This window comes from Streptococcus sp. 'group B', from assembly GCF_002073795.1.
GTDB lineage: Bacteria > Bacillota > Bacilli > Lactobacillales > Streptococcaceae > Streptococcus > Streptococcus agalactiae.
Map to the genome: position 1 here is coordinate 642,501 of NZ_CP020432.1, position 18,979 is coordinate 661,479.

The window sequence follows — 18,979 nt, forward strand, 5'->3', positions numbered from 1 at the left end:
CAGATATTGATATATGATGATGAAAAGGGGCCTTTATTCTCATTTATCCATTCTACCAATATTTTTACATTTTCCTTTAATATATAATCAATATCGGTAGGATAGTTCATCTGAGCTTTATGCTGTTCATATTCGTCCACATCCAGTAGTCTTTTTTCACCATCTGCAAATACTTTGACATCAAGGTCGTAGTCGATGTACTTGAGTGCTTCAGGATCCAAGATATACGGACTTGCTAGATTACAATAGTAGGAGACACCAGTTTCACGTATCATAGCGATAATGTTAAACCAATATTTTTTATGAAAGTATACTATTGCAGGCTCTCGTGTCACCCAGCGTCGACCATCATTTTCTGTTACTAAAGTATGATCATTAACACCAATGAGGGCATTTTCGGTTGTTTTTAATACCATGGTGTCACGCCAAGTTCGGTGTAAACTACCATCATGTTTGTAACTTTGAATTGTAATAAAGTCGCCTTCTTTAGGTAATCTCATAGCCTACCAACTTTCTACAATTTATACGTCTGTTATAGTTTATCATAATTTTCTGTAAAATACATCGTTTGAGAGTTATTATCTTATAAATATTCTCTTAAAGCACTTTTGATATCTTCGTACTGGTATCCTTTACGCATTAAGACATTGATTATACGTTGCTTTAATTCATACTGGTCATGTTTTTTTGATAATTTTTGGTATTGTTTATCTAATTCTTTATAAATGAGGTCATCTTCAAGTTCTTGATCTTTTTCAATTTCAAGGTTTTGAATTACGGTATGCCCTATCTGATAATCAAATCCTTTTGTAGTTAAGCTCTGCATCAATTTATCTTTTAATGCTTTTAGTGGAAGTTTGTTTTGATATTTTTTATAGAGTTTTTGGCTTATTTTGGATGCTAAGTCTTGAAAGTTTATAGCTTTAAGTTCAGATTCAATTATTTTACTTTTGATACCTTTTTGCAATAATTTTTGTTTTATCACGTATGGCCCCTTATCGCCATTATTTAGATTTTGCTGTATGAAAGATTGCACGTAGTTTTTATCGTTTATCCAATTCTCACTTTTTAGATTATCAATAATTTGTGGAATAATTTTAGAATCAATATCATGTTCTTGAAGATATTTAATAACTTCTTTCTCGGTTCTCTGCTTGAAAGAAATATAATAAAGACCTAGATTTTTACCGTATGATAGTTGGGCAAATTTTTTAATATTTTCAAGTTTCTCGGCATTAATTATCATCCCTTTACTTAACATAAAATGAACGATAGTATCTTCTGTTATATATAAATTTTCGGTATTGTCTAGCTCTAGAGTGTAAAGTCTTTTTTTCTTTTCGATTTTGGTTATTTTCATAGTTTTTATTATAGCAAAAATGATAAAATAGTAAAAATGAGTCTTTTTTTAAATGTTATGGATTTATAGTATTTTCTTAGTTAGGGAGTAATGAACTGATGAATGTGGTTTTAAAACAGCGAATTCCTTTAAAAATTAAACGAATGGGAATTAATGGTGAAGGAATAGGTTTTTATAAAAAAACACTAATCTTTGTTCCAGGGGCTCTCAAGGGAGAAGAGGTGTTTTGTCAGATTTCTTCTGTTAGACGTAATTTTGCAGAAGCTAAACTGTTAAAGATAAATAAAAAGTCTAAAAATAGGGTAGATCCCGCTTGTTCTATTTATAAAGAATGTGGGGGATGCCAAATAATGCACCTTCAATATGATAAGCAGCTAGAGTTTAAAACGGATATTATTCGACAGGCTCTAATGAAATTTAAACCAGAGGGATATGAGAATTATGAAATCCGTAAAACGATAGGTATGTCGGAACCTGAACACTATCGTGCTAAATTACAATTTCAAGTGCGTTCGTTTGGAGGGAATGTAAAGGCAGGTTTATATGCACAAGGGACACATCGATTGATTGATATCAAAGATTGTTTAGTGCAAGATAGGCTTACTCAGGAAATGATAAATCGAGTTGCAGAACTTTTAGGAAAATATAAATTGCCTATTTATAATGAACGTAAAATAGCTGGTGTTCGTACTGTTATGATTCGACGAGCACAAGCGAGTGGAGAGGTTCAACTGATTTTTATCACAAGTAAAAGACTTGATTTTGATGATGTTGTTATTGAATTAGTTCGAGAGTTTCCTGAGTTAAAGACAGTTGCTGTAAATATCAACGCTAGTAAAACAAGTGATATCTATGGTCAAATAACAGAAGTTATTTGGGGTCAAGAATCCATCAATGAAGAAGTATTAGATTATGGTTTTTCGTTATCACCACGTGCTTTTTATCAACTTAATCCTAAACAAACACAAATTTTATATAGTGAGGCAGTCAAGGCCTTAGATGTGAAGGAAGATGATGATTTAATTGACGCTTATTGTGGAGTAGGAACGATTGGACTTGCTTTTGCTGGAAAAGTTAAAAGTGTTCGTGGAATGGATATTATCCCTGAGGCTATTCAGGATGCTAAAGAGAACGCACTTCATATGGGTTTTACTAATACACATTACGAAGCTGGAAAGGCAGAGGATATTATCCCTAGGTGGTATAGTGAGGGATTTCGCGCTAATGCGTTAATCGTGGATCCTCCTCGCACAGGCTTAGATGATAAATTGCTAAATACTATACTAAAAATGCCTCCAGAAAAAATGGTTTACGTTTCTTGTAATACATCTACGCTTGCTAGAGACTTAGTAACATTAACAAAAGTATACCATGTTCACTACATCCAATCTGTTGACATGTTTCCACATACAGCAAGGACCGAGGCTGTAGTGAAACTACAACGTAAGGTATAATAAAGTTTTCTAATCTAAAAATAAGAGTATTTTTGGGTATTCTTATTTTTAGATAGTAATGGTGAGATATTAATATAGCATAGTATAAAACACATGGTTTAAGCTATTTGATACGGAAATTTACCTTAGAAATGGTAAATAATTCCATTAAGTATATTCATCTTTGCAAATTTGACCTTGCCTTTTAAGTTTCATTGGGTTAAAATAGAAAAAATATTTTTAACAAGATGATAGAACATCGTAAATTAAGGTTTAAAGGAAATGCTTATGATAATAAATTCATTCGATAATAGTAGAAAAGCGACTATTAATCCTGAAGATATTAATTCACCAATAAAAGGTTTTCCAAAGACTGTTATTACCTGTTTTGCGCGGGAGACTTTCAATCGCATTTTAGAAGAATTGCCTCATCGTGAAATTGCTAGAACTAGTGTAGCAAACTTAGAAATTCCCATTTATGAATTAGAATTTAAAGGACAAAAGATTGTCCTTATCAAGAGGTTGGTGATGAAGATTTGATTTGTTTGCATGGGATGAATTGGGTAGATGGTCAATTGGCAGCTTATTATAGATTGATACCAGAAGATGATAAGGTGCATTTGGGACGTGTGATTGTTAATCCAGACTTTAGAAAAAAGGGATTAGGAAATCAATTAGTGGAATATGAGATTAAATTTAGCGAGGCAAATTACCCTAATAAACCTATTTATGCTCAGGCCCAAGCTTATTTACAAGATTTTTATCAATCTTTCGGATTTCAACCTATCTCAGATATCTATCTAGAAGATAATATTCCTCATCTTGATATGGTTTTATCATAAATACATACTATTTAAACTATCAATTAAAAGGTCTCTCAGTATTACTGAGAGATCTTTTAATTAACAAAAAATTAAAAAAATTTAAATTAAAAAATAAAAATAAAATTTATCGCTAATTATTCTGTTGCTAATACATTAATTATGTTGTAATATAGTATGCATACTGATTTTTGGAGGAAATAGGAAAAGTGGATAAACATCACTCAAAAAAGGCTATTTTAAAGTTAACACTTATAACAACTAGTATTTTATTAATGCATAGCAATCAAGTGAATGCAGAGGAGCAAGAATTAAAAAACCAAGAGCAATCACCTGTAATTGCTAATGTTGCTCAACAGCCATCGCCATCGGTAACTACTAATATTGTTGAAAAAACATCTGTAACAGCTGCTTCTGCTAGTAATACAGTGAAAGAAATGGGTGATACATCTGTAAAAAATGACAAAACAGAAGATGAATTATTAGAAGAGTTATCTAAAAACCTTGATACGTCTAATTTGGGGGCTGATCTTGAAGAAGAATATCCCTCTAAACCAGAGACAACCAACAATAAAGAAAGCAATGTAGTAACAAATGCTTCAACTGCAATAGCACAGAAAGTTCCCTCAGCATATGAAGAGGTGAAGTCAGAAAGCAAGTCATCGCTTGCTGTTCTTGATACATCTAAAATAACAAAATTACAAGCCACAACCCAAAGAGGAAAGGGAAATGTAGTAGCTATTATTGATACTGGCTTTGATATTAACCATGATATTTTTCGTTTAGATAGCCCAAAAGATGATAAGCACAGCTTTAAAACTAAGGCAGAATTTGAGGAATTAAAAGCAAAACATAATATCACTTATGGGAAATGGGTTAACGATAAGATTGTTTTTGCACATAACTACGCCAACAATACAGAAACGGTGGCTGATATTGCAGCAGCTATGAAAGATGGTTATGGGTCAGAAGCAAAGAATATTTTGCATGGTACACACGTTGCTGGTATTTTTGTAGGTAATAGTAAACGTCCAGCAATCAATAGTCTTCTTTTAGAAGGTGCAGCGCCAAATGCTCAAGTCTTATTAATGCGTATTCCAGATAAAATTGATTCGGACAAATTTGGAGAAGCATATGCTAAAGCAATCATAGACGCTGTTAATCTAGGAGCAAAAACGATTAATATGAGCCTGGGAAAAACGGCTGATTCTTTAATTGCTCTCAATGATAAAGTTAAATTAGCACTTAAATTAGCTTCTGAGAAGGGCGTTGCAGTTGTTGTGGCTGCCGGAAATGAAGGTGCATTTGGTATGGATTATAGCAAACCATTATCAACTAATCCTGACTACGGTACGGTTAATAGTCCAGCTATTTCTGAAGATACTTTGAGTGTTGCTAGCTATGAATCACTTAAAACTATCAGTGAGGTCGTTGAAACAACTATTGAAGGTAAGTTAGTTAAGTTGCCGATTGTGACTTCTAAACCTTTTGACAAAGGTAAGGCCTACGATGTGGTTTATGCCAATTATGGTGCAAAAAAGATTTTGAAGGTAAGGACTTTAAAGGTAAGATTGCATTAATTGAGCGTGGTGGTGGACTTGATTTTATGACTAAAATCACTCATGCTACAAATGCAGGTGTTGTTGGTATCGTTATTTTTAACGATCAAGAAAAACGTGGAAATTTTCTAATTCCTTACCGTGAATTACCTGTGGGGGTTATTAGTAAAGTAGATGGCGAGCGTATAAAAAATACTTCAAGTCAGTTAACATTTAACCAGAGTTTTGAAGTAGTTGATAGCCAAGGTGGCAATCGTATGCTGGAACAATCAAGTTGGGGCGTGACAGCTGAAGGAGCAATCAAGCCTGATGTAACAGCTTCTGGCTTTGAAATTTATTCTTCAACCTATAATAATCAATACTAAACAATGTCTGGTACAAGTATGGCTTCACCACATGTTGCAGGATTAATGACAATGCTTCAAAGTCATTTGGCTGAGAAATATAAAGGGATGAATTTAGATTCTAAAAAATTGCTAGAATTGTCTAAAAACATCCTCATGAGCTCAGCAACAGCATTATATAGTGAAGAGGATAAGGCGTTTTATTCACCACGTCAGCAAGGTGCAGGTGTAGTTGATGCTGAAAAAGCTATCCAAGCTCAATATTATGTTACTGGAAACGATGGCAAAGTTAAAATTAATCTCAAACGAGAGGGAGATAAATTTGATATCACAGTTACAATTCATAAACTTGTAGAAGGTGTCAAAGAATTGTATTATCAAGCTAATGTAGCAACAGAACAAGTAAATAAAGGTAAATTTGCCCTTAAACCACAAGCCTTGCTAGATACTAATTGGCAGAAAGTAATTCTTCGTGATAAAGAAACACAAGTTCGATTTACTATTGATGCTAGTCAATTTAGTCAGAAATTAAAAGAACAGATGGCAAATGGTTATTTCTTAGAAGGTTTTGTACGTTTTAAAGAAGCCAAGGATAGTAATCAGGAGTTAATGAGTATTCCTTTTGTAGGATTTAATGGTGATTTTGCGAACTTACAAGCACTTGAAACACCGATTTATAAGACGCTTTCTAAAGGTAGTTTCTACTATAAACCAAATGATACAACTCATAAAGACCAATTGGAGTACAATGAATCAGCTCCTTTTGAAAGCAACAACTATACTGCCTTGTTAACACAATCAGCGTCTTGGGGCTATGTTGATTATGTCAAAAATGGTGGGGAGTTAGAATTAGCACCGGAGAGTCCAAAAAGAATTATTTTAGGAACTTTTGAGAATAAGGTTGAGGATAAAACAATTCATCTTTTGGAAAGAGATGCAGCGAATAATCCATATTTTGCCATTTCTCCAAATAAAGATGGAAATAGGGACGAAATCACTCCCCAGGCAACTTTCTTAAGAAATGTTAAGGATATTTCTGCTCAAGTTCTAGATCAAAATGGAAATGTTATTTGGCAAAGTAAGGTTTTACCATCTTATCGTAAAAATTTCCATAATAATCCAAAGCAAAGTGATGGTCATTATCGTATGGATGCTCTTCAGTGGAGTGGTTTAGATAAGGATGGCAAAGTTGTAGCAGATGGTTTTTATACTTATCGCTTACGTTACACACCAGTAGCAGAAGGAGCAAATAGTCAGGAGTCAGACTTTAAAGTTCAAGTAAGTACTAAGTCACCAAATCTTCCTTCACGAGCTCAGTTTGATGAAACTAATCGAACATTAAGCTTAGCCATGCCTAAGGAAAGTAGTTATGTTCCTACATATCGTTTACAATTAGTTTTATCTCATGTTGTAAAAGATGAAGAATATGGGGATGAGACTTCTTACCATTATTTCCATATAGATCAAGAAGGTAAAGTGACACTTCCTAAAACGGTTAAGATAGGAGAGAGTGAGGTTGCGGTAGACCCTAAGGCCTTGACACTTGTTGTGGAAGATAAAGCTGGTAATTTTGCAACGGTAAAATTGTCTGACCTCTTGAATAAGGCAGTAGTATCAGAGAAAGAAAACGCTATAGTAATTTCTAACAGTTTCAAATATTTTGATAACTTGAAGAAAGAACCTATGTTTATTTCTAAAGAAGGAAAAGTAGTAAACAAGAATCTAGAAGAAATAACATTAGTTAAGCCTCAAACTACAGTTACTACTCAATCATTGTCTAAAGAAATAACTAAATCAGGAAATGAGAAAGTCCTCACTTCTACAAACAATAATAGTAGCAGAGTAGCTAAGATCATATCACCTAAACATAACGGGGATTCTGTTAACCATACCTTACCTAGTACATCAGATAGAGCAACGAATGGTCTATTTGTTGGCACTTTGGCATTGTTATCTAGTTTACTTCTTTACTTGAAACCCAAAAAGACTAAAAATAATAGTAAATAAAACTAAGTAAACTACTCGGTAATATGATGAAAAGTTCAGTTTAACATTATGTTAAGCTGGACTTTTAGGGTATTGACTCTTATTTTTGATTAATTTTATATTGATTAACGGCATATAATATTATAATATTATAATTACGATTAGTATGTGATACTGTTCGCTTTGTAAGCTTTCATAAGATGAACTAGCCTTAAGGAGTTTGGATAGCAATGAAAACGATAAAAGATTGGCAAATAAATATTTGCTTAGCGACCTATAATGGTCAAAAATACCTTCGCCAGCAATTAGATAGCATAATACAACAAGGTTATACTGACTGGATTTGTTTAATAAGGGACGATGGATCTACTGATGATACAGTAGCTATTATTAAAGAATATGTTAATAGAGATTCACGTTTTATATTTATTAATTCTAACGATGATAGAAAGTTAGGAAGTCACCGCAGTTTTTACGAGTTGGTTAACTATAAAAAAGCAGATTTTTATGTTTTCTCAGACCAGGATGATGTTTGGAAAGAAAATCGTTTAGAACGTTACCTTGAAGAAGCAGAGAAATTTAACCAAGAATTACCATTGCTTGTTTATTCGAACTGGACTTCTGTAGATGAAAAATTAACAGTATTGAAAGAACATAATCCAGCAACAGTTATTCAAGAACAAATTGCCTTTAACCAAATAAATGGTATGGTTATCATGATGAATCATGAGTTAGCAAAGCTTTGGGAATACCGTCAAATTGGCGCCCATGATTCTTATGTTGGAACTCTGGCTTACGCCGTTGGAAATGTGGCTTATATTTCTGACAGTACAGTCCTTTGGCGTAGACAAGTAGGGGCAGAGTCGCTAAATAATTACGGGAGACAATATGGGGTGGCTACGTTTTGGCAGATGATAAATACTTCTTTTGATCGTGCTTCGCTTATTTTTGCTCAAGTATCCGATAAAATGTCCCTGGAGCGTAAACTCTTCTTTAGTCGTTTTATAGAATTAAAAAATGCCAATCTAATAAGAAGGATTTATCTTTTATCAAAATTAAAACTTCGTCGGAAATCATTGAAAGAAACAGTTGCTATGACTATCCTACTTTTAACAGGTTACGGTAAACCAAAAGCATAATTTTTTTGGTTGAAGGAAATCAAGTTGAGTTGTAGTTAAAAATATAGAAAATATTTATTTTTCAAAAAGTTGTTGACACTTAACGAAATTAGTGTATAATAATATTAAAGAACAAGGTAGAACCTTGGCTCGCATTAATTTCGGGTTTTGGAAAAGGAGTAGTAATCGCTACTCCTTTTTTGTTTTACACAGGAAAAGTATGAAGGAAAAGCCTTTTTTCTTATAAAAATTAAGCTTGCTTAATTTTTTAATTTTTATATTCTTTACATTATGATGAAAACACAAGATATAGTGGTGATATATGTTGAAAGACACAAAACTTTGTGTTAGTATACTGTTTAAGCAGATCCTTAATAAAGGTAACCGACAAAAAAGTTTAACGTGACTTAACAAAACAGTGGTTTTGAAGCAAGAGTTAGCTTCTTACCAGAATAAAAAAACATCAAGAAGAACATTCCAATAGTTGTGTGATTTTAACAAAAATCCAGTCCTCTTGGGAGGCTTTTTTGGTGCTTAAAACTCGCTTAATTTTAATATTTAGGAGACTAGTTTAATGCAATCATACTATGATCGTTCTCAATCACCACTTGACTATGCCTTGTCAGAAAAAGCTTTTCCTATGCGTTCTGTTAATTGGAATAAGCTAAACGATGACAAAGACTTAGAGGTATGGAACAGAGTAACTCAAAATTTCTGGTTACCTGAAAAGATCCCAGTTTCTAATGACCTTAATTCTTGGAGAACATTGGATGCTGATTGGCAGCAATTAATTACTCGGACTTTTACTGGTCTAACCTTATTAGATTCTGTGCAGGCTACTGTTGGTGATATTGCTCAGATTAAGCATTCTCAGACAGATCATGAACAAGTTATTTATGCTAACTTTGCCTTTATGGTAGCTATTCATGCGCGATCTTATGGAACGATTTTTTCAACCTTATGCACTAGCCAACAAATTGAGGAAGCACATGAATGGGTAGTGGATACTGAAAGTCTACAAGCTCGATCACGTATACTTATTCCTTTTTATACTGGTGACGATCCTTTGAAATCTAAGGTTGCTGCAGCCATGATGCCAGGATTTTTGTTATATGGTGGCTTTTACCTTCCTTTTTACCTTTCAGCCAGAGGAAAATTACCAAATACGTCTGATATTATTCGTTTAATTTTACGAGATAAGGTAATTCATAACTATTACAGTGGCTATAAGTATCAACAGAAAGTTGCTAAATTATCTGTAGAAAAGCAAGCCGAAATGAAGACATTTGTCTTTGACCTCCTCTATCAGTTGATTGATTTAGAAAAAGCCTATCTTTACGAACTATATGATGGTTTTGATTTGGCTGAAGATGCAATCAGATTTAGCATTTACAATGCTGGTAAATTTTTACAAAATTTAGGATATGATTCTCCATTTACAGAAGAAGAGACTCGTATATCTCCTGAGGTTTTTGCACAACTTTCGGCGCGTGCAGATGAAAATCATGATTTCTTCTCAGGAAACGGCTCTTCATATATTATGGGGATTACAGAAGAAACATTGGATGAAGATTGGGAGTTTTAAATGGATAGTACAGTGAAGGTGGTCTATTTTTCATCGAAATCTAACAATACCCATCGTTTTGTTCAAAAGTTGGCTTGTTCTAACCAGCGTATTCCATCAGATGGTAGTAGTATATTGGTTACTGAGGATTATATTTTGATTGTGCCTACTTACGCTGGAGGAGGAGATGATACCAAAGGCGCAGTTCCAAAACAAGTTGTACAGTTTTTAAATGTTCGACAAAATCGGGAACATTGCCAAGGGGTTATTTCTTCTGGAAATACCAATTTTGGTGACACTTATGCCATTGCTGGACCTATTATTGCTCGAAAATTAAATGTTCCTTTGCTTCATCAATTTGAATTACTGGGAACACAAGAAGATGTTACAAGGGTAAAGGAGTTACTTTGCCAATTCACTAGAAAGGATAAATAAGATGACACAATCAGATGCATATCTCTCGTTGAACGCGAAGACACGCTTTAGAGATCGCACAGGTAATTATCATTTTACTTCGGATAAAGAGGCTGTTGAACAATATATGATAGAACATGTTGAACCTAATACGATGGTGTTCACATCACTAATTGAAAAGCTAGATTATTTGGTTTCTAATAACTACTATGAATCGGACCTTCTAAAACAATATAACCTTGAGTTTATTTGCCAAATTTTTGAGCATGCATACGCTAAGAAATTTGCTTTTCTAAATTTTATGGGGGCTTTAAAATTTTATAATGCTTATGCTCTTAAAACAGAAGACAATCGTTATTATTTGGAACACTATGAAGATCGTGTTGTAATGAATGCTCTGTTTTTAGCTGCTGGTGATGAAAAAGCTGCCTATGACCTAGTAGATGACATGCTAGCAAATCGCTTTCAACCAGCAACACCTACCTTTTTAAATGCAGGGAAAAAACGTCGTGGTGAATATATCTCTTGCTATTTGTTGCGCATTGAAGACAATATGGAATCTATTTCTCGTGCTATTAGTACAAGCCTTCAGTTATCAAAACGAGGTGGTGGGGTAGCACTTTGCTTAACCAACTTACGGGAATTTGGTGCTCCAATAAAAGGTATTAAAAATCAAGCTACTGGTATTGTACCTGTCATGAAATTACTAGAAGATTCGTTTTCTTACGCCAATCAATTAGGACAAAGACAAGGAGCTGGTGCAGTTTACTTACACGCTCACCATCCTGAAGTATTAACGTTTTTAGATACTAAACGTGAGAATGCCGATGAGAAAATTCGAATTAAATCTCTTTCCCTAGGACTTGTTATTCCTGATATTACTTTTGAATTGGCTAAGGCAAATAAAGATATGGCCTTGTTTTCACCGTATGACATTGAGCGAGTATATGGTAAACCAATGTCTGATATCTCTATCACAGAAGAATATGAAACTTTATTAGCCAATGCGGATATTCGTAAAACCTTTATTAGTGCACGAAAACTATTTCAAACGATAGCAGAGCTTCATTTTGAATCTGGTTATCCTTATATCTTATTTGAAGATACTGTAAATGCTAAAAACCCTCACAAAAAAGAGGGACGAATTGTTATGTCTAATTTATGTTCTGAGATTGCACAAGTTAATACAGCTAGTCAATTTTCAGAAGACCTGACTTTCACTAAGGTTGGACATGATGTTTGTTGTAATTTAGGTTCTATTAATATTGCGCGTGCTATGGATCAAGCGGCGGATTTTGAAAAATTAATTGCTAATAGCATTAGAGCCCTTGATCGTGTATCTCGAACTTCTGATTTAGATAGTGCTCCATCTATTAAAAAAGGTAATGCAGCTAATCATGCTGTTGGTTTAGGTGCTATGAATTTGCATGGATTTTTGGCGACTAACCATATTTATTACGATTCTCAAGAGGCTATTGATTTTACAGATTGCTTCTTTTACGCTATGGCTTATTATGCCTTTAAAGCTTCTAACCATTTAGCAAAAGAAAAAGGAACCTTTGAGGGCTTCTCGGAATCAAGTTATGCTGATGGCAGTTATTTCTATCAATATACCGAACAAAACTTTGAGCCAAAAACACAGCGTGTTAAAAATCTACTAGCTGAGTATGGTCTGACTCTACCAAGCCAAGAGGATTGGAGAAAGCTTGTGCAAAGTATTAAAGAGATAGGATTAGCTAATGCGCATTTATTAGCTGTTGCTCCGACAGGGTCAATCAGTTATCTTTCTTCTTGTACTCCGAGCCTTCAACCGGTTGTATCACCTGTCGAAGTACGCAAGGAAGGAGCACTGGGGAGGGTTTATGTACCTGCTTATAAGATTGATGCAGATAATTATGTCTACTACAAAAAAGGAGCTTATGAAGTGGGATCTGAGGCGATTATCAATATTGCAGCTGCCGCTCAAAAACACATTGATCAAGCTATTTCGTTAACGCTTTTCATGACAGATCAAGCAACTACGCGAGATTTAAATAAAGCCTATATTCAAGCATTTAAACAAAAATGTGCCTCTATTTATTATGTACGAGTGAGACAGGACATCCTAGAAGGTAGCGAGAGTTATGATGATATGCTGGATGATTTCACTTCATCGGACTTAGAAGACTGTCAATCCTGCATGATTTAACTAAATATACTCAATCAGAAGATTAAGAGAAATATATTGGCTTTTAGAAAGGCTTTATTGTAATGACAAAAAAACATCTTAAAACGCTTGCCTTGGCACTTACTACAGTATCAGTAGTGACATACAGCCAGGAGGTATATGGATTAGAAAGAGAGGAATCGGTCAAACAAGAACAAACCCAGTCAGCTTCAGAAGATGATTGGTTCGAAGAAGATAATGAGAGGAAAACAAATGTTTCTAAAGAGAATTCTACTGTTGATGAAACAGTTAGTGATTTATTTTCTGATGGAAATAGTAATAACTCTAGTTCTAAAACCGAGTCAGTGGTAAGTGACCCTAAACAAGTCCCCAAAGCAAAACCAGAGGTTACACAAGAAGCAAGCAATTCTAGTAATGATGCTAGCAAAGTAGAAGTACCAAAACAGGATACAGCTTCAAAAAAGGAAACTCTAGAAACATCAACTTGGGAGGCAAAAGATTTCGTAACTAGAGGGGATACTTTAGTAGGTTTTTCAAAATCTGGAATTAATAAGTTATCTCAAACATCACACTTGGTTTTACCAAGTCATGCAGCAGATGGAACTCAATTGACACAAGTAGCTAGCTTTGCTTTTACTCCAGATAAAAAGACGGCCATTGCAGAATATACAAGTAGGCTAGGAGAAAATGGGAAACCGAGTCGTTTAGATATTGATCAGAAGGAAATTATTGATGAGGGAGAAATATTTAATGCTTACCAGTTGACTAAGCTTACTATTCCAAATGGTTATAAGTCTATTGGTCAAGATGCTTTTGTGGACAATAAGAATATTGCTGAGGTTAACCTTCCTGAGAGTCTCGAGACTATTTCAGACTATGCTTTTGCTCACATGTCTTTAAAACAAGTAAAGTTACCAGATAACCTAAAGGTCATTGGAGAATTAGCTTTTTTTGATAATCAGATTGGTGGTAAGCTTTACTTGCCACGTCACTTGATAAAATTAGCAGAACGCGCTTTCAAATCTAATCGTATTCAAACAGTTGAATTTTTGGGAAGTAAGCTTAAGGTTATAGGAGAAGCAAGTTTTCAAGATAATAATCTGAGGAATGTTATGCTTCCGGATGGACTTGAAAAAATAGAATCAGAAGCTTTTACAGGAAATCCAGGAGATGAACATTACAACAATCAGGTTGTATTGCGCACAAGGACAGGCCAAAATCCACATCAACTTGCGACTGAGAATACTTACGTCAATCCGGACAAATCATTGTGGCGTGCAACACCTGATATGGATTATACCAAATGGTTAGAGGAAGATTTTACCTATCAAAAAAATAGTGTTACAGGTTTTTCAAATAAAGGCTTACAAAAGGTAAGACGTAATAAAAACTTAGAAATTCCAAAACAACACAATGGTATTACTATTACTGAAATTGGTGATAACGCTTTTCGCAATGTTGATTTTCAAAGTAAAACTTTACGTAAATATGATTTGGAAGAAATAAAGCTCCCCTCAACTATTCGGAAAATAGGTGCTTTTGCTTTTCAATCTAATAACTTGAAATCCTTTGAAGCAAGTGAAGATTTAGAAGAGATTAAAGAGGGAGCCTTTATGAATAATCGTATTGGAACTCTAGACTTGAAAGACAAACTTATCAAAATAGGTGATGCTGCTTTCCATATTAATCATATTTATGCCATTGTTCTTCCAGAATCTGTACAAGAAATAGGACGTTCAGCTTTTCGACAAAATGGTGCGCTTCACCTTATGTTTATCGGAAATAAGGTTAAAACAATTGGTGAAATGGCTTTTTTATCCAATAAACTGGAAAGTGTAAATCTCTCTGAGCAAAAACAATTAAAGACAATTGAGGTCCAAGCTTTTTCGGATAATGCCCTTAGTGAAGTAGTCTTACCGCCAAATTTACAGACTATTCGTGAAGAGGCTTTCAAAAGGAATCATTTGAAAGAAGTGAAGGGTTCATCTACATTATCTCAGATTACTTTTAATGCTTTTGATCAAAATGATGGGGACAAACGCTTTGGTAAGAAAGTGGTTGTTAGGACACATAATAATTCTCATATGTTAGCAGATGGTGAGCGTTTTATCATTGATCCAGATAAGCTATCTTCTACAATGGTAGACCTTGAAAAGGTTTTAAAAATAATCGAAGGTTTAGATTACTCTACATTACGTCAGACTACTCAAACTCAGTTTAGAGAAATGACTACTGCAGGTAAAGCGTTGTTATCAAAATCTAACCTCCGACAAGGAGAAAAACAAAAATTCCTTCAAGAAGCACAATTTTTCCTTGGTCGCGTTGATTTGGATAAAGCCATAGCTAAAGCTGAGAAGGCTTTAGTGACCAAGAAGGCAACAAAGAATGGTCATTTGCTTGAGAGGAGTATTAACAAAGCGGTATTAGCTTATAATAATAGTGCTATTAAAAAAGCTAATGTTAAGCGCTTGGAAAAAGAGTTAGACTTGCTGACAGATTTAGTCGAGGGAAAAGGACCATTAGCGCAAGCTACAATGGTACAAGGAGTTTATTTATTAAAGACGCCTTTACCATTGCCAGAATATTATATCGGATTGAACGTTTATTTTGACAAGTCTGGAAAATTGATTTATGCACTTGATATGAGTGATACTATTGGCGAGGGACAAAAAGATGCATATGGTAATCCTATATTAAATGTTGACGAGGATAATGAAGGTTATCATACCTTGGCAGTTGCCACTTTAGCTGATTATGAAGGTCTTTATATTAAAGATATTTTAAATAGTTCCCTTGATAAGATTAAAGCAATACGCCAGATTCCTTTGGCAAAATATCATAGATTAGGAATTTTCCAAGCTATCCGAAATGCAGCGGCAGAAGCAGACCGATTGCTTCCTAAGACACCTAAGGGGTACCTAAATGAAGTCCCAAATTATCGTAAAAAACAAATGGAGAAAAATTTAAAACCAGTTGATTATAAAACGCCGATTTTTAATAAGGCTTTACCTAATGAAAAGGTAGACGGTGATAGAGCGGCTAAAGGTCATAATATAAATGCGGAGACTAATAATTCTGTAGCTGTAACACCAATAAGGTCCGAGCAGCAATTACATAAGTCACAGTCTGATGTAAATTTACCTCAAACAAGTTCTAAAAATAATTTTATATACGAGATTCTAGGATACGTTAGTTTATGTTTGCTTTTCCTAGTAACTGCTGGGAAAAAAGGAAAACGAGCAAGAAAATAAGGAGAAATTAATATGATTACACAAGAAATGAAAGAGATTATTAATAGTCAGTTAGCAATGGTCGCGACGGTTGATGCTAAAGGTCAACCCAATATTGGCCCAAAACGTTCTATGCGTCTCTGGGATGATAAAACGTTTATTTATAATGAAAATACAGATGGTCAAACTCGTATTAACATTGAAGATAATGGGAAAATTGAAATTGCCTTTGTTGATCGTGAACGTCTTTTAGGTTACAGGTTTGTGGGAACTGCTGAAATTCAAACAGAAGGTACTTATTACGAAGCAGCGAAAAAATGGGCAGAAGGACGCATGGGGGTTCCGAAAGCAGTTGGTATTATTCATGTCGAGCGTATTTTTAATTTACAATCTGGTGCTAATGCAGGTAAAGAAATCACTTAATATAAAAAAGCCTCAAGATGTACTGACCCCCAAAAGTTGGACAATTTATTTTAAGTGAAGGATTTAGTTCTGTATTGCACAGGACTAAGTCCTTTTAGTTTTGCTTTGATTCGCTTGTTGTTGTAGTAAAAAATGTAATCTGTGATAGCTTGCTCAAGGTCATCAAGTGATTTGTAAGACTTCTCCAAGCCATAGAACATCTCAGACTTTAGAATCCCAAAGAAAGATTCCATCATACCGTTGTCAGGACTGTTCCCCTTCCGTGACATAGAAGGACGAATGCCTTTGTCCTCCAGAAATTGATGGTAGGACTTGTGCTGGTACTGCCAGCCTTGGTCGCTGTGGAGAATGGTTTCGCTGTATGAAGCCGCAGGAAAAGCCCTCTCAAGCATGGTTTGAACCTGTTTCAAGGCAGGAGACCGAGACAGGGTAAAATCAATTATCTCACTGTTATAGCCATCAAGAACAGGCGATAGATAAAGTTTCCCTTCAGGTAAAGCAAACTCCGTCACATCGGTATAGCACTTCTCATAGGGCTTCGACCCCTCAAACTGGCGTTGAATCAGGTTATCAGCCTTCTTACCAACCTCACCTTTGTAAGAGGCATACTTGCGCTTACGACGAATACGAGCAGTCAAGCCCATACTTTTCATCAAGCCTTGCACCCTTTTGTGGTTGATGACAAAGCCACGATTTCGCAGTTCTAAATAAATCCGACGATAGCCATAGTTTCCTCTATGTTCATCATAAATGGATTGAATGTCAGATTTGATTGCTTTGTCTTTATCTGGTTTATTCAGTTTCTTTAGTTGATAATAGTAAGTTGCACGAGCTATCTTAGTTATCTCAAGTAAGAGGTCTAGTCGGAATCCTCCTGTGACCATTTCTCTAATTGTTTCTGCCGTTCGCTCTGTAAGGCTTCGTCCCTCAAGCGCAAATCCCTCAACTTTTTTAGAAAGGCATTCTCCGTTCTCAAGCGCTCATTTTCTTCCTGAAGTCGCTCGAGCTCTGTCATTTCTTCCCAAGTTTTCTTACGCTTACGTCCCATTTTACTCGGTCTCCCTCTTGTTTTCTCAACAATAGTATAACCATTTTTCTTAAATTGGGAAAGCCAATTTGTGAGTATAGAACAATTAGAGAGAGCATAATCAAGAGAAACAGAGAGTTGAGAACAACCATGAATCAAGACTTTATCTATCATTTCCTGCTTTAATTCAGGTGGATAATACTCATTTCTACCTTTTTCGACGATTTCTACACCATACCGATCCATGAGTTTTATCATGTATTTAAGATTCGAGATACGAACATCATATCGTTGACTAATCTGAGACCAGGACATCCCGATCTTTCTTAACTCGTATATTTCTAGTTTATCTTCATAACTTAATTTCATCAGAAAAGCACCCCAATCGTTAGATTTTTTGTCTAACTTTTGGGGTGCAGTTCAAGAAGGGGCTTTTTTATATTAAGCAATACTAGATTAAGTTTGTTTTCGAGTTATTAGTAATATCTGCGATAGCAAGCCAAATTTCCATTTGATAATCAGTATCTTGTGGATGTTGAGATGAATAAATTTCTAAGTTTGGCGAGTTAGCTGGTTTTAGATTATTCTCTTGAAAAAATCCTTGTATTATTTTTCGCCATGTTTCTTGAAGACTCGATGGCATTGGACCTTTAACAGAAATGACTGCATAGGTAGCGCTTGGGATCCTAATAATTTCTAACCCTTTTGGGGCTTGGACACTTGTCTCTACTTGATAAGTGGCACTGTAATCGAAACGAAAATCAGGTTGTGTTTTACAAATGCCAATGGCTTGCTGGATACCTTTTTCTTTTAGTTTTGATGGATTATATTGTTTATGTAATTTTTCCCAAAGTTTAGGACATTCTTGATTTGACTTTACATTTTCTAAAGTTACTCCAGCAAGTATCATTGCTGGCTTTTCAACAATTTGAAATGATAGCATAAAAATCTTTATTCTTTATGATTCCTTAAGTAATTATAGAGTCGTTAAAATAGTTTCTTTTTAGAATAATTGTCTTGTTAGCAATCATAATTTTCTTTTGGAATGATATGGTTCAAAGAAGAAATCTTATGATATAGAGTATTCTCTAAGAGGCACTTATTTTATAGCTTTTTTCTAAAAAGAATCTATTGACTATTTTTGTTTATTTCTCTAAAGATGATGGATTAATCTTTAGTCTTTAATAACGCCATGGTGTCTCATAAGGGTACCAACGATTTGCTGAATGAGATGCTAATCTAGAAAATGGATAAACTTCTTTACCCTCTTTTTTCAACATATCTTCTAGATAATCTCTCAGCATACAAACATCTCCAGGATAAGTAACATCAAGACTTAAAAGAGATTCAACTTCACTGATATTAAGTTGCAAGTCTTTAGCAACTTGTTTAATAGGATAATTTAACCTTCTAAAATTTTCTTGTAATTCAAAGGTTGTATCTTTCATTTCTTGAATAGTAAGCATATCATTCTCCTAATAGTTGGTTTAATAATTGGTTGATCTTTCTTTTTGGCTTTTGGGAAAGTATCTC

General features: G+C 34.6%; 13 protein-coding genes and 2 pseudogenes (1 of these 15 running past the window's edge). 10 read left to right on the forward strand and 5 right to left on the reverse strand.

What is annotated here, in order from left to right:
• Window positions 1–500, reverse strand: partial view of a DUF402 domain-containing protein gene (locus A6J68_RS03665; protein ID WP_001239184.1) — the 5' portion only. 34 nt of this gene lie to the left of the window's left edge; the window shows 500 of its 534 coding nt (coding positions 1–500); its start codon is at window positions 498–500; its stop codon lies off the left edge, out of view.
• Window positions 501–583: 83 nt separating this feature from the next.
• Window positions 584–1,360, reverse strand: coding sequence for a recombination regulator RecX (gene recX / locus A6J68_RS03670; protein ID WP_000704971.1), 777 nt, complete (start codon window positions 1,358–1,360; stop codon window positions 584–586).
• Window positions 1,361–1,458: 98 nt separating this feature from the next.
• Here recX and rlmD point away from each other — a divergent pair, with 98 nt between their 5' ends.
• The 10 genes and pseudogenes from rlmD (at window position 1,459) to A6J68_RS03720 (ending at window position 16,419) form a co-directional block, all read left to right on the forward strand.
• Window positions 1,459–2,814: a 23S rRNA (uracil(1939)-C(5))-methyltransferase RlmD gene (gene rlmD, locus A6J68_RS03675; protein ID WP_001103613.1), complete on the forward strand. Its 1,356-nt coding sequence runs from the start codon at window positions 1,459–1,461 to the stop codon at window positions 2,812–2,814.
• Between the two features lie 267 nt (window positions 2,815–3,081).
• Window positions 3,082–3,300, forward strand: a pseudogene (locus A6J68_RS03680) (hypothetical protein); the annotation flags it as partial.
• A 29-nt stretch (window positions 3,301–3,329) separates the two neighbouring features.
• The gene (locus tag A6J68_RS03685) at window positions 3,330–3,635 is read left to right on the forward strand and encodes a GNAT family N-acetyltransferase (protein WP_001873962.1); all 306 of its coding nucleotides are present in this window, start codon (window positions 3,330–3,332) and stop codon (window positions 3,633–3,635) included.
• A gap of 188 nt (window positions 3,636–3,823) precedes the next feature.
• Window positions 3,824–7,524, forward strand: a pseudogene (locus A6J68_RS03690) (S8 family serine peptidase).
• Window positions 7,525–7,733: 209 nt separating this feature from the next.
• Entirely contained in the window at window positions 7,734–8,642 is a 909-nt protein-coding gene (locus A6J68_RS03695) for a glycosyltransferase family 2 protein (protein ID WP_000848920.1), read from the forward strand.
• Window positions 8,643–9,195: 553 nt separating this feature from the next.
• A complete protein-coding gene (gene nrdF / locus A6J68_RS03700; RefSeq protein ID WP_001192437.1) occupies window positions 9,196–10,206 on the forward strand; it encodes a class 1b ribonucleoside-diphosphate reductase subunit beta in 1,011 nt (336 codons plus the stop codon).
• Complete coding sequence (gene nrdI, locus A6J68_RS03705; protein ID WP_000378631.1) at window positions 10,207–10,620, forward strand: class Ib ribonucleoside-diphosphate reductase assembly flavoprotein NrdI; 414 nt, start codon at window positions 10,207–10,209, stop codon at window positions 10,618–10,620.
• A 1-nt stretch (window position 10,621) separates the two neighbouring features.
• Window positions 10,622–12,787: a class 1b ribonucleoside-diphosphate reductase subunit alpha gene (gene nrdE, locus A6J68_RS03710; RefSeq protein ID WP_000194382.1), complete on the forward strand. Its 2,166-nt coding sequence runs from the start codon at window positions 10,622–10,624 to the stop codon at window positions 12,785–12,787.
• A gap of 62 nt (window positions 12,788–12,849) precedes the next feature.
• Window positions 12,850–16,017 carry a leucine-rich repeat adhesin HupY/LrrG gene (hupY, locus tag A6J68_RS03715; RefSeq protein ID WP_000162172.1) on the forward strand — a complete coding sequence of 1,056 codons (3,168 nt, stop codon included), beginning with the start codon at window positions 12,850–12,852 and terminating at the stop codon, window positions 16,015–16,017.
• Between the two features lie 12 nt (window positions 16,018–16,029).
• Window positions 16,030–16,419 (forward strand): pyridoxamine 5'-phosphate oxidase family protein, encoded by a 390-nt coding sequence (locus A6J68_RS03720; RefSeq protein ID WP_000632623.1) that lies wholly within the window; start codon window positions 16,030–16,032, stop codon window positions 16,417–16,419.
• A gap of 50 nt (window positions 16,420–16,469) precedes the next feature.
• Here the strand turns inward: A6J68_RS03720 and A6J68_RS03725 are convergent.
• The 3 genes from A6J68_RS03725 to A6J68_RS03740 all read right to left on the reverse strand — a co-directional run bounded on the left by A6J68_RS03725 (window position 16,470) and on the right by A6J68_RS03740 (window position 18,912).
• A protein-coding gene (locus A6J68_RS03725) for an IS3-like element IS861 family transposase (protein ID WP_370657101.1) occupies window positions 16,470–17,815 on the reverse strand; the annotation gives its coding sequence in 2 pieces (ribosomal slippage) (window positions 16,470–17,359 and window positions 17,359–17,815; 1,347 coding nt in all).
• 82 nt (window positions 17,816–17,897) lie between these two features.
• Window positions 17,898–18,389, reverse strand: coding sequence for a GyrI-like domain-containing protein (locus A6J68_RS03735; RefSeq protein ID WP_000948273.1), 492 nt, complete (start codon window positions 18,387–18,389; stop codon window positions 17,898–17,900).
• A 238-nt stretch (window positions 18,390–18,627) separates the two neighbouring features.
• Window positions 18,628–18,912 carry a DUF2316 family protein gene (locus A6J68_RS03740; protein WP_000955820.1) on the reverse strand — a complete coding sequence of 95 codons (285 nt, stop codon included), beginning with the start codon at window positions 18,910–18,912 and terminating at the stop codon, window positions 18,628–18,630.
• Window positions 18,913–18,979 lie beyond the last annotated feature (67 nt).

Excerpts from the sequence above, each read along its gene's own strand:
- A6J68_RS03695 (WP_000848920.1), top strand. The coding sequence starts at position 7,734 with ATGAAAACGATAAAAGATTGGCAAATAAATATTTGCTTAGCGACCTAT.
- rlmD (WP_001103613.1), top strand. The coding sequence starts at position 1,459 with ATGAATGTGGTTTTAAAACAGCGAATTCCTTTAAAAATTAAACGAATG.
- recX (WP_000704971.1), bottom strand. The coding sequence starts at position 1,360 with ATGAAAATAACCAAAATCGAAAAGAAAAAAAGACTTTACACTCTAGAG.
- nrdI (WP_000378631.1), top strand. The coding sequence starts at position 10,207 with ATGGATAGTACAGTGAAGGTGGTCTATTTTTCATCGAAATCTAACAAT.
- nrdF (WP_001192437.1), top strand. The coding sequence starts at position 9,196 with ATGCAATCATACTATGATCGTTCTCAATCACCACTTGACTATGCCTTG.
- A6J68_RS03720 (WP_000632623.1), top strand. The coding sequence starts at position 16,030 with ATGATTACACAAGAAATGAAAGAGATTATTAATAGTCAGTTAGCAATG.
- A6J68_RS03740 (WP_000955820.1), bottom strand. The coding sequence starts at position 18,912 with ATGCTTACTATTCAAGAAATGAAAGATACAACCTTTGAATTACAAGAA.
- nrdE (WP_000194382.1), top strand. The coding sequence starts at position 10,622 with ATGACACAATCAGATGCATATCTCTCGTTGAACGCGAAGACACGCTTT.
- hupY (WP_000162172.1), top strand. The coding sequence starts at position 12,850 with ATGACAAAAAAACATCTTAAAACGCTTGCCTTGGCACTTACTACAGTA.
- A6J68_RS03735 (WP_000948273.1), bottom strand. The coding sequence starts at position 18,389 with ATGCTATCATTTCAAATTGTTGAAAAGCCAGCAATGATACTTGCTGGA.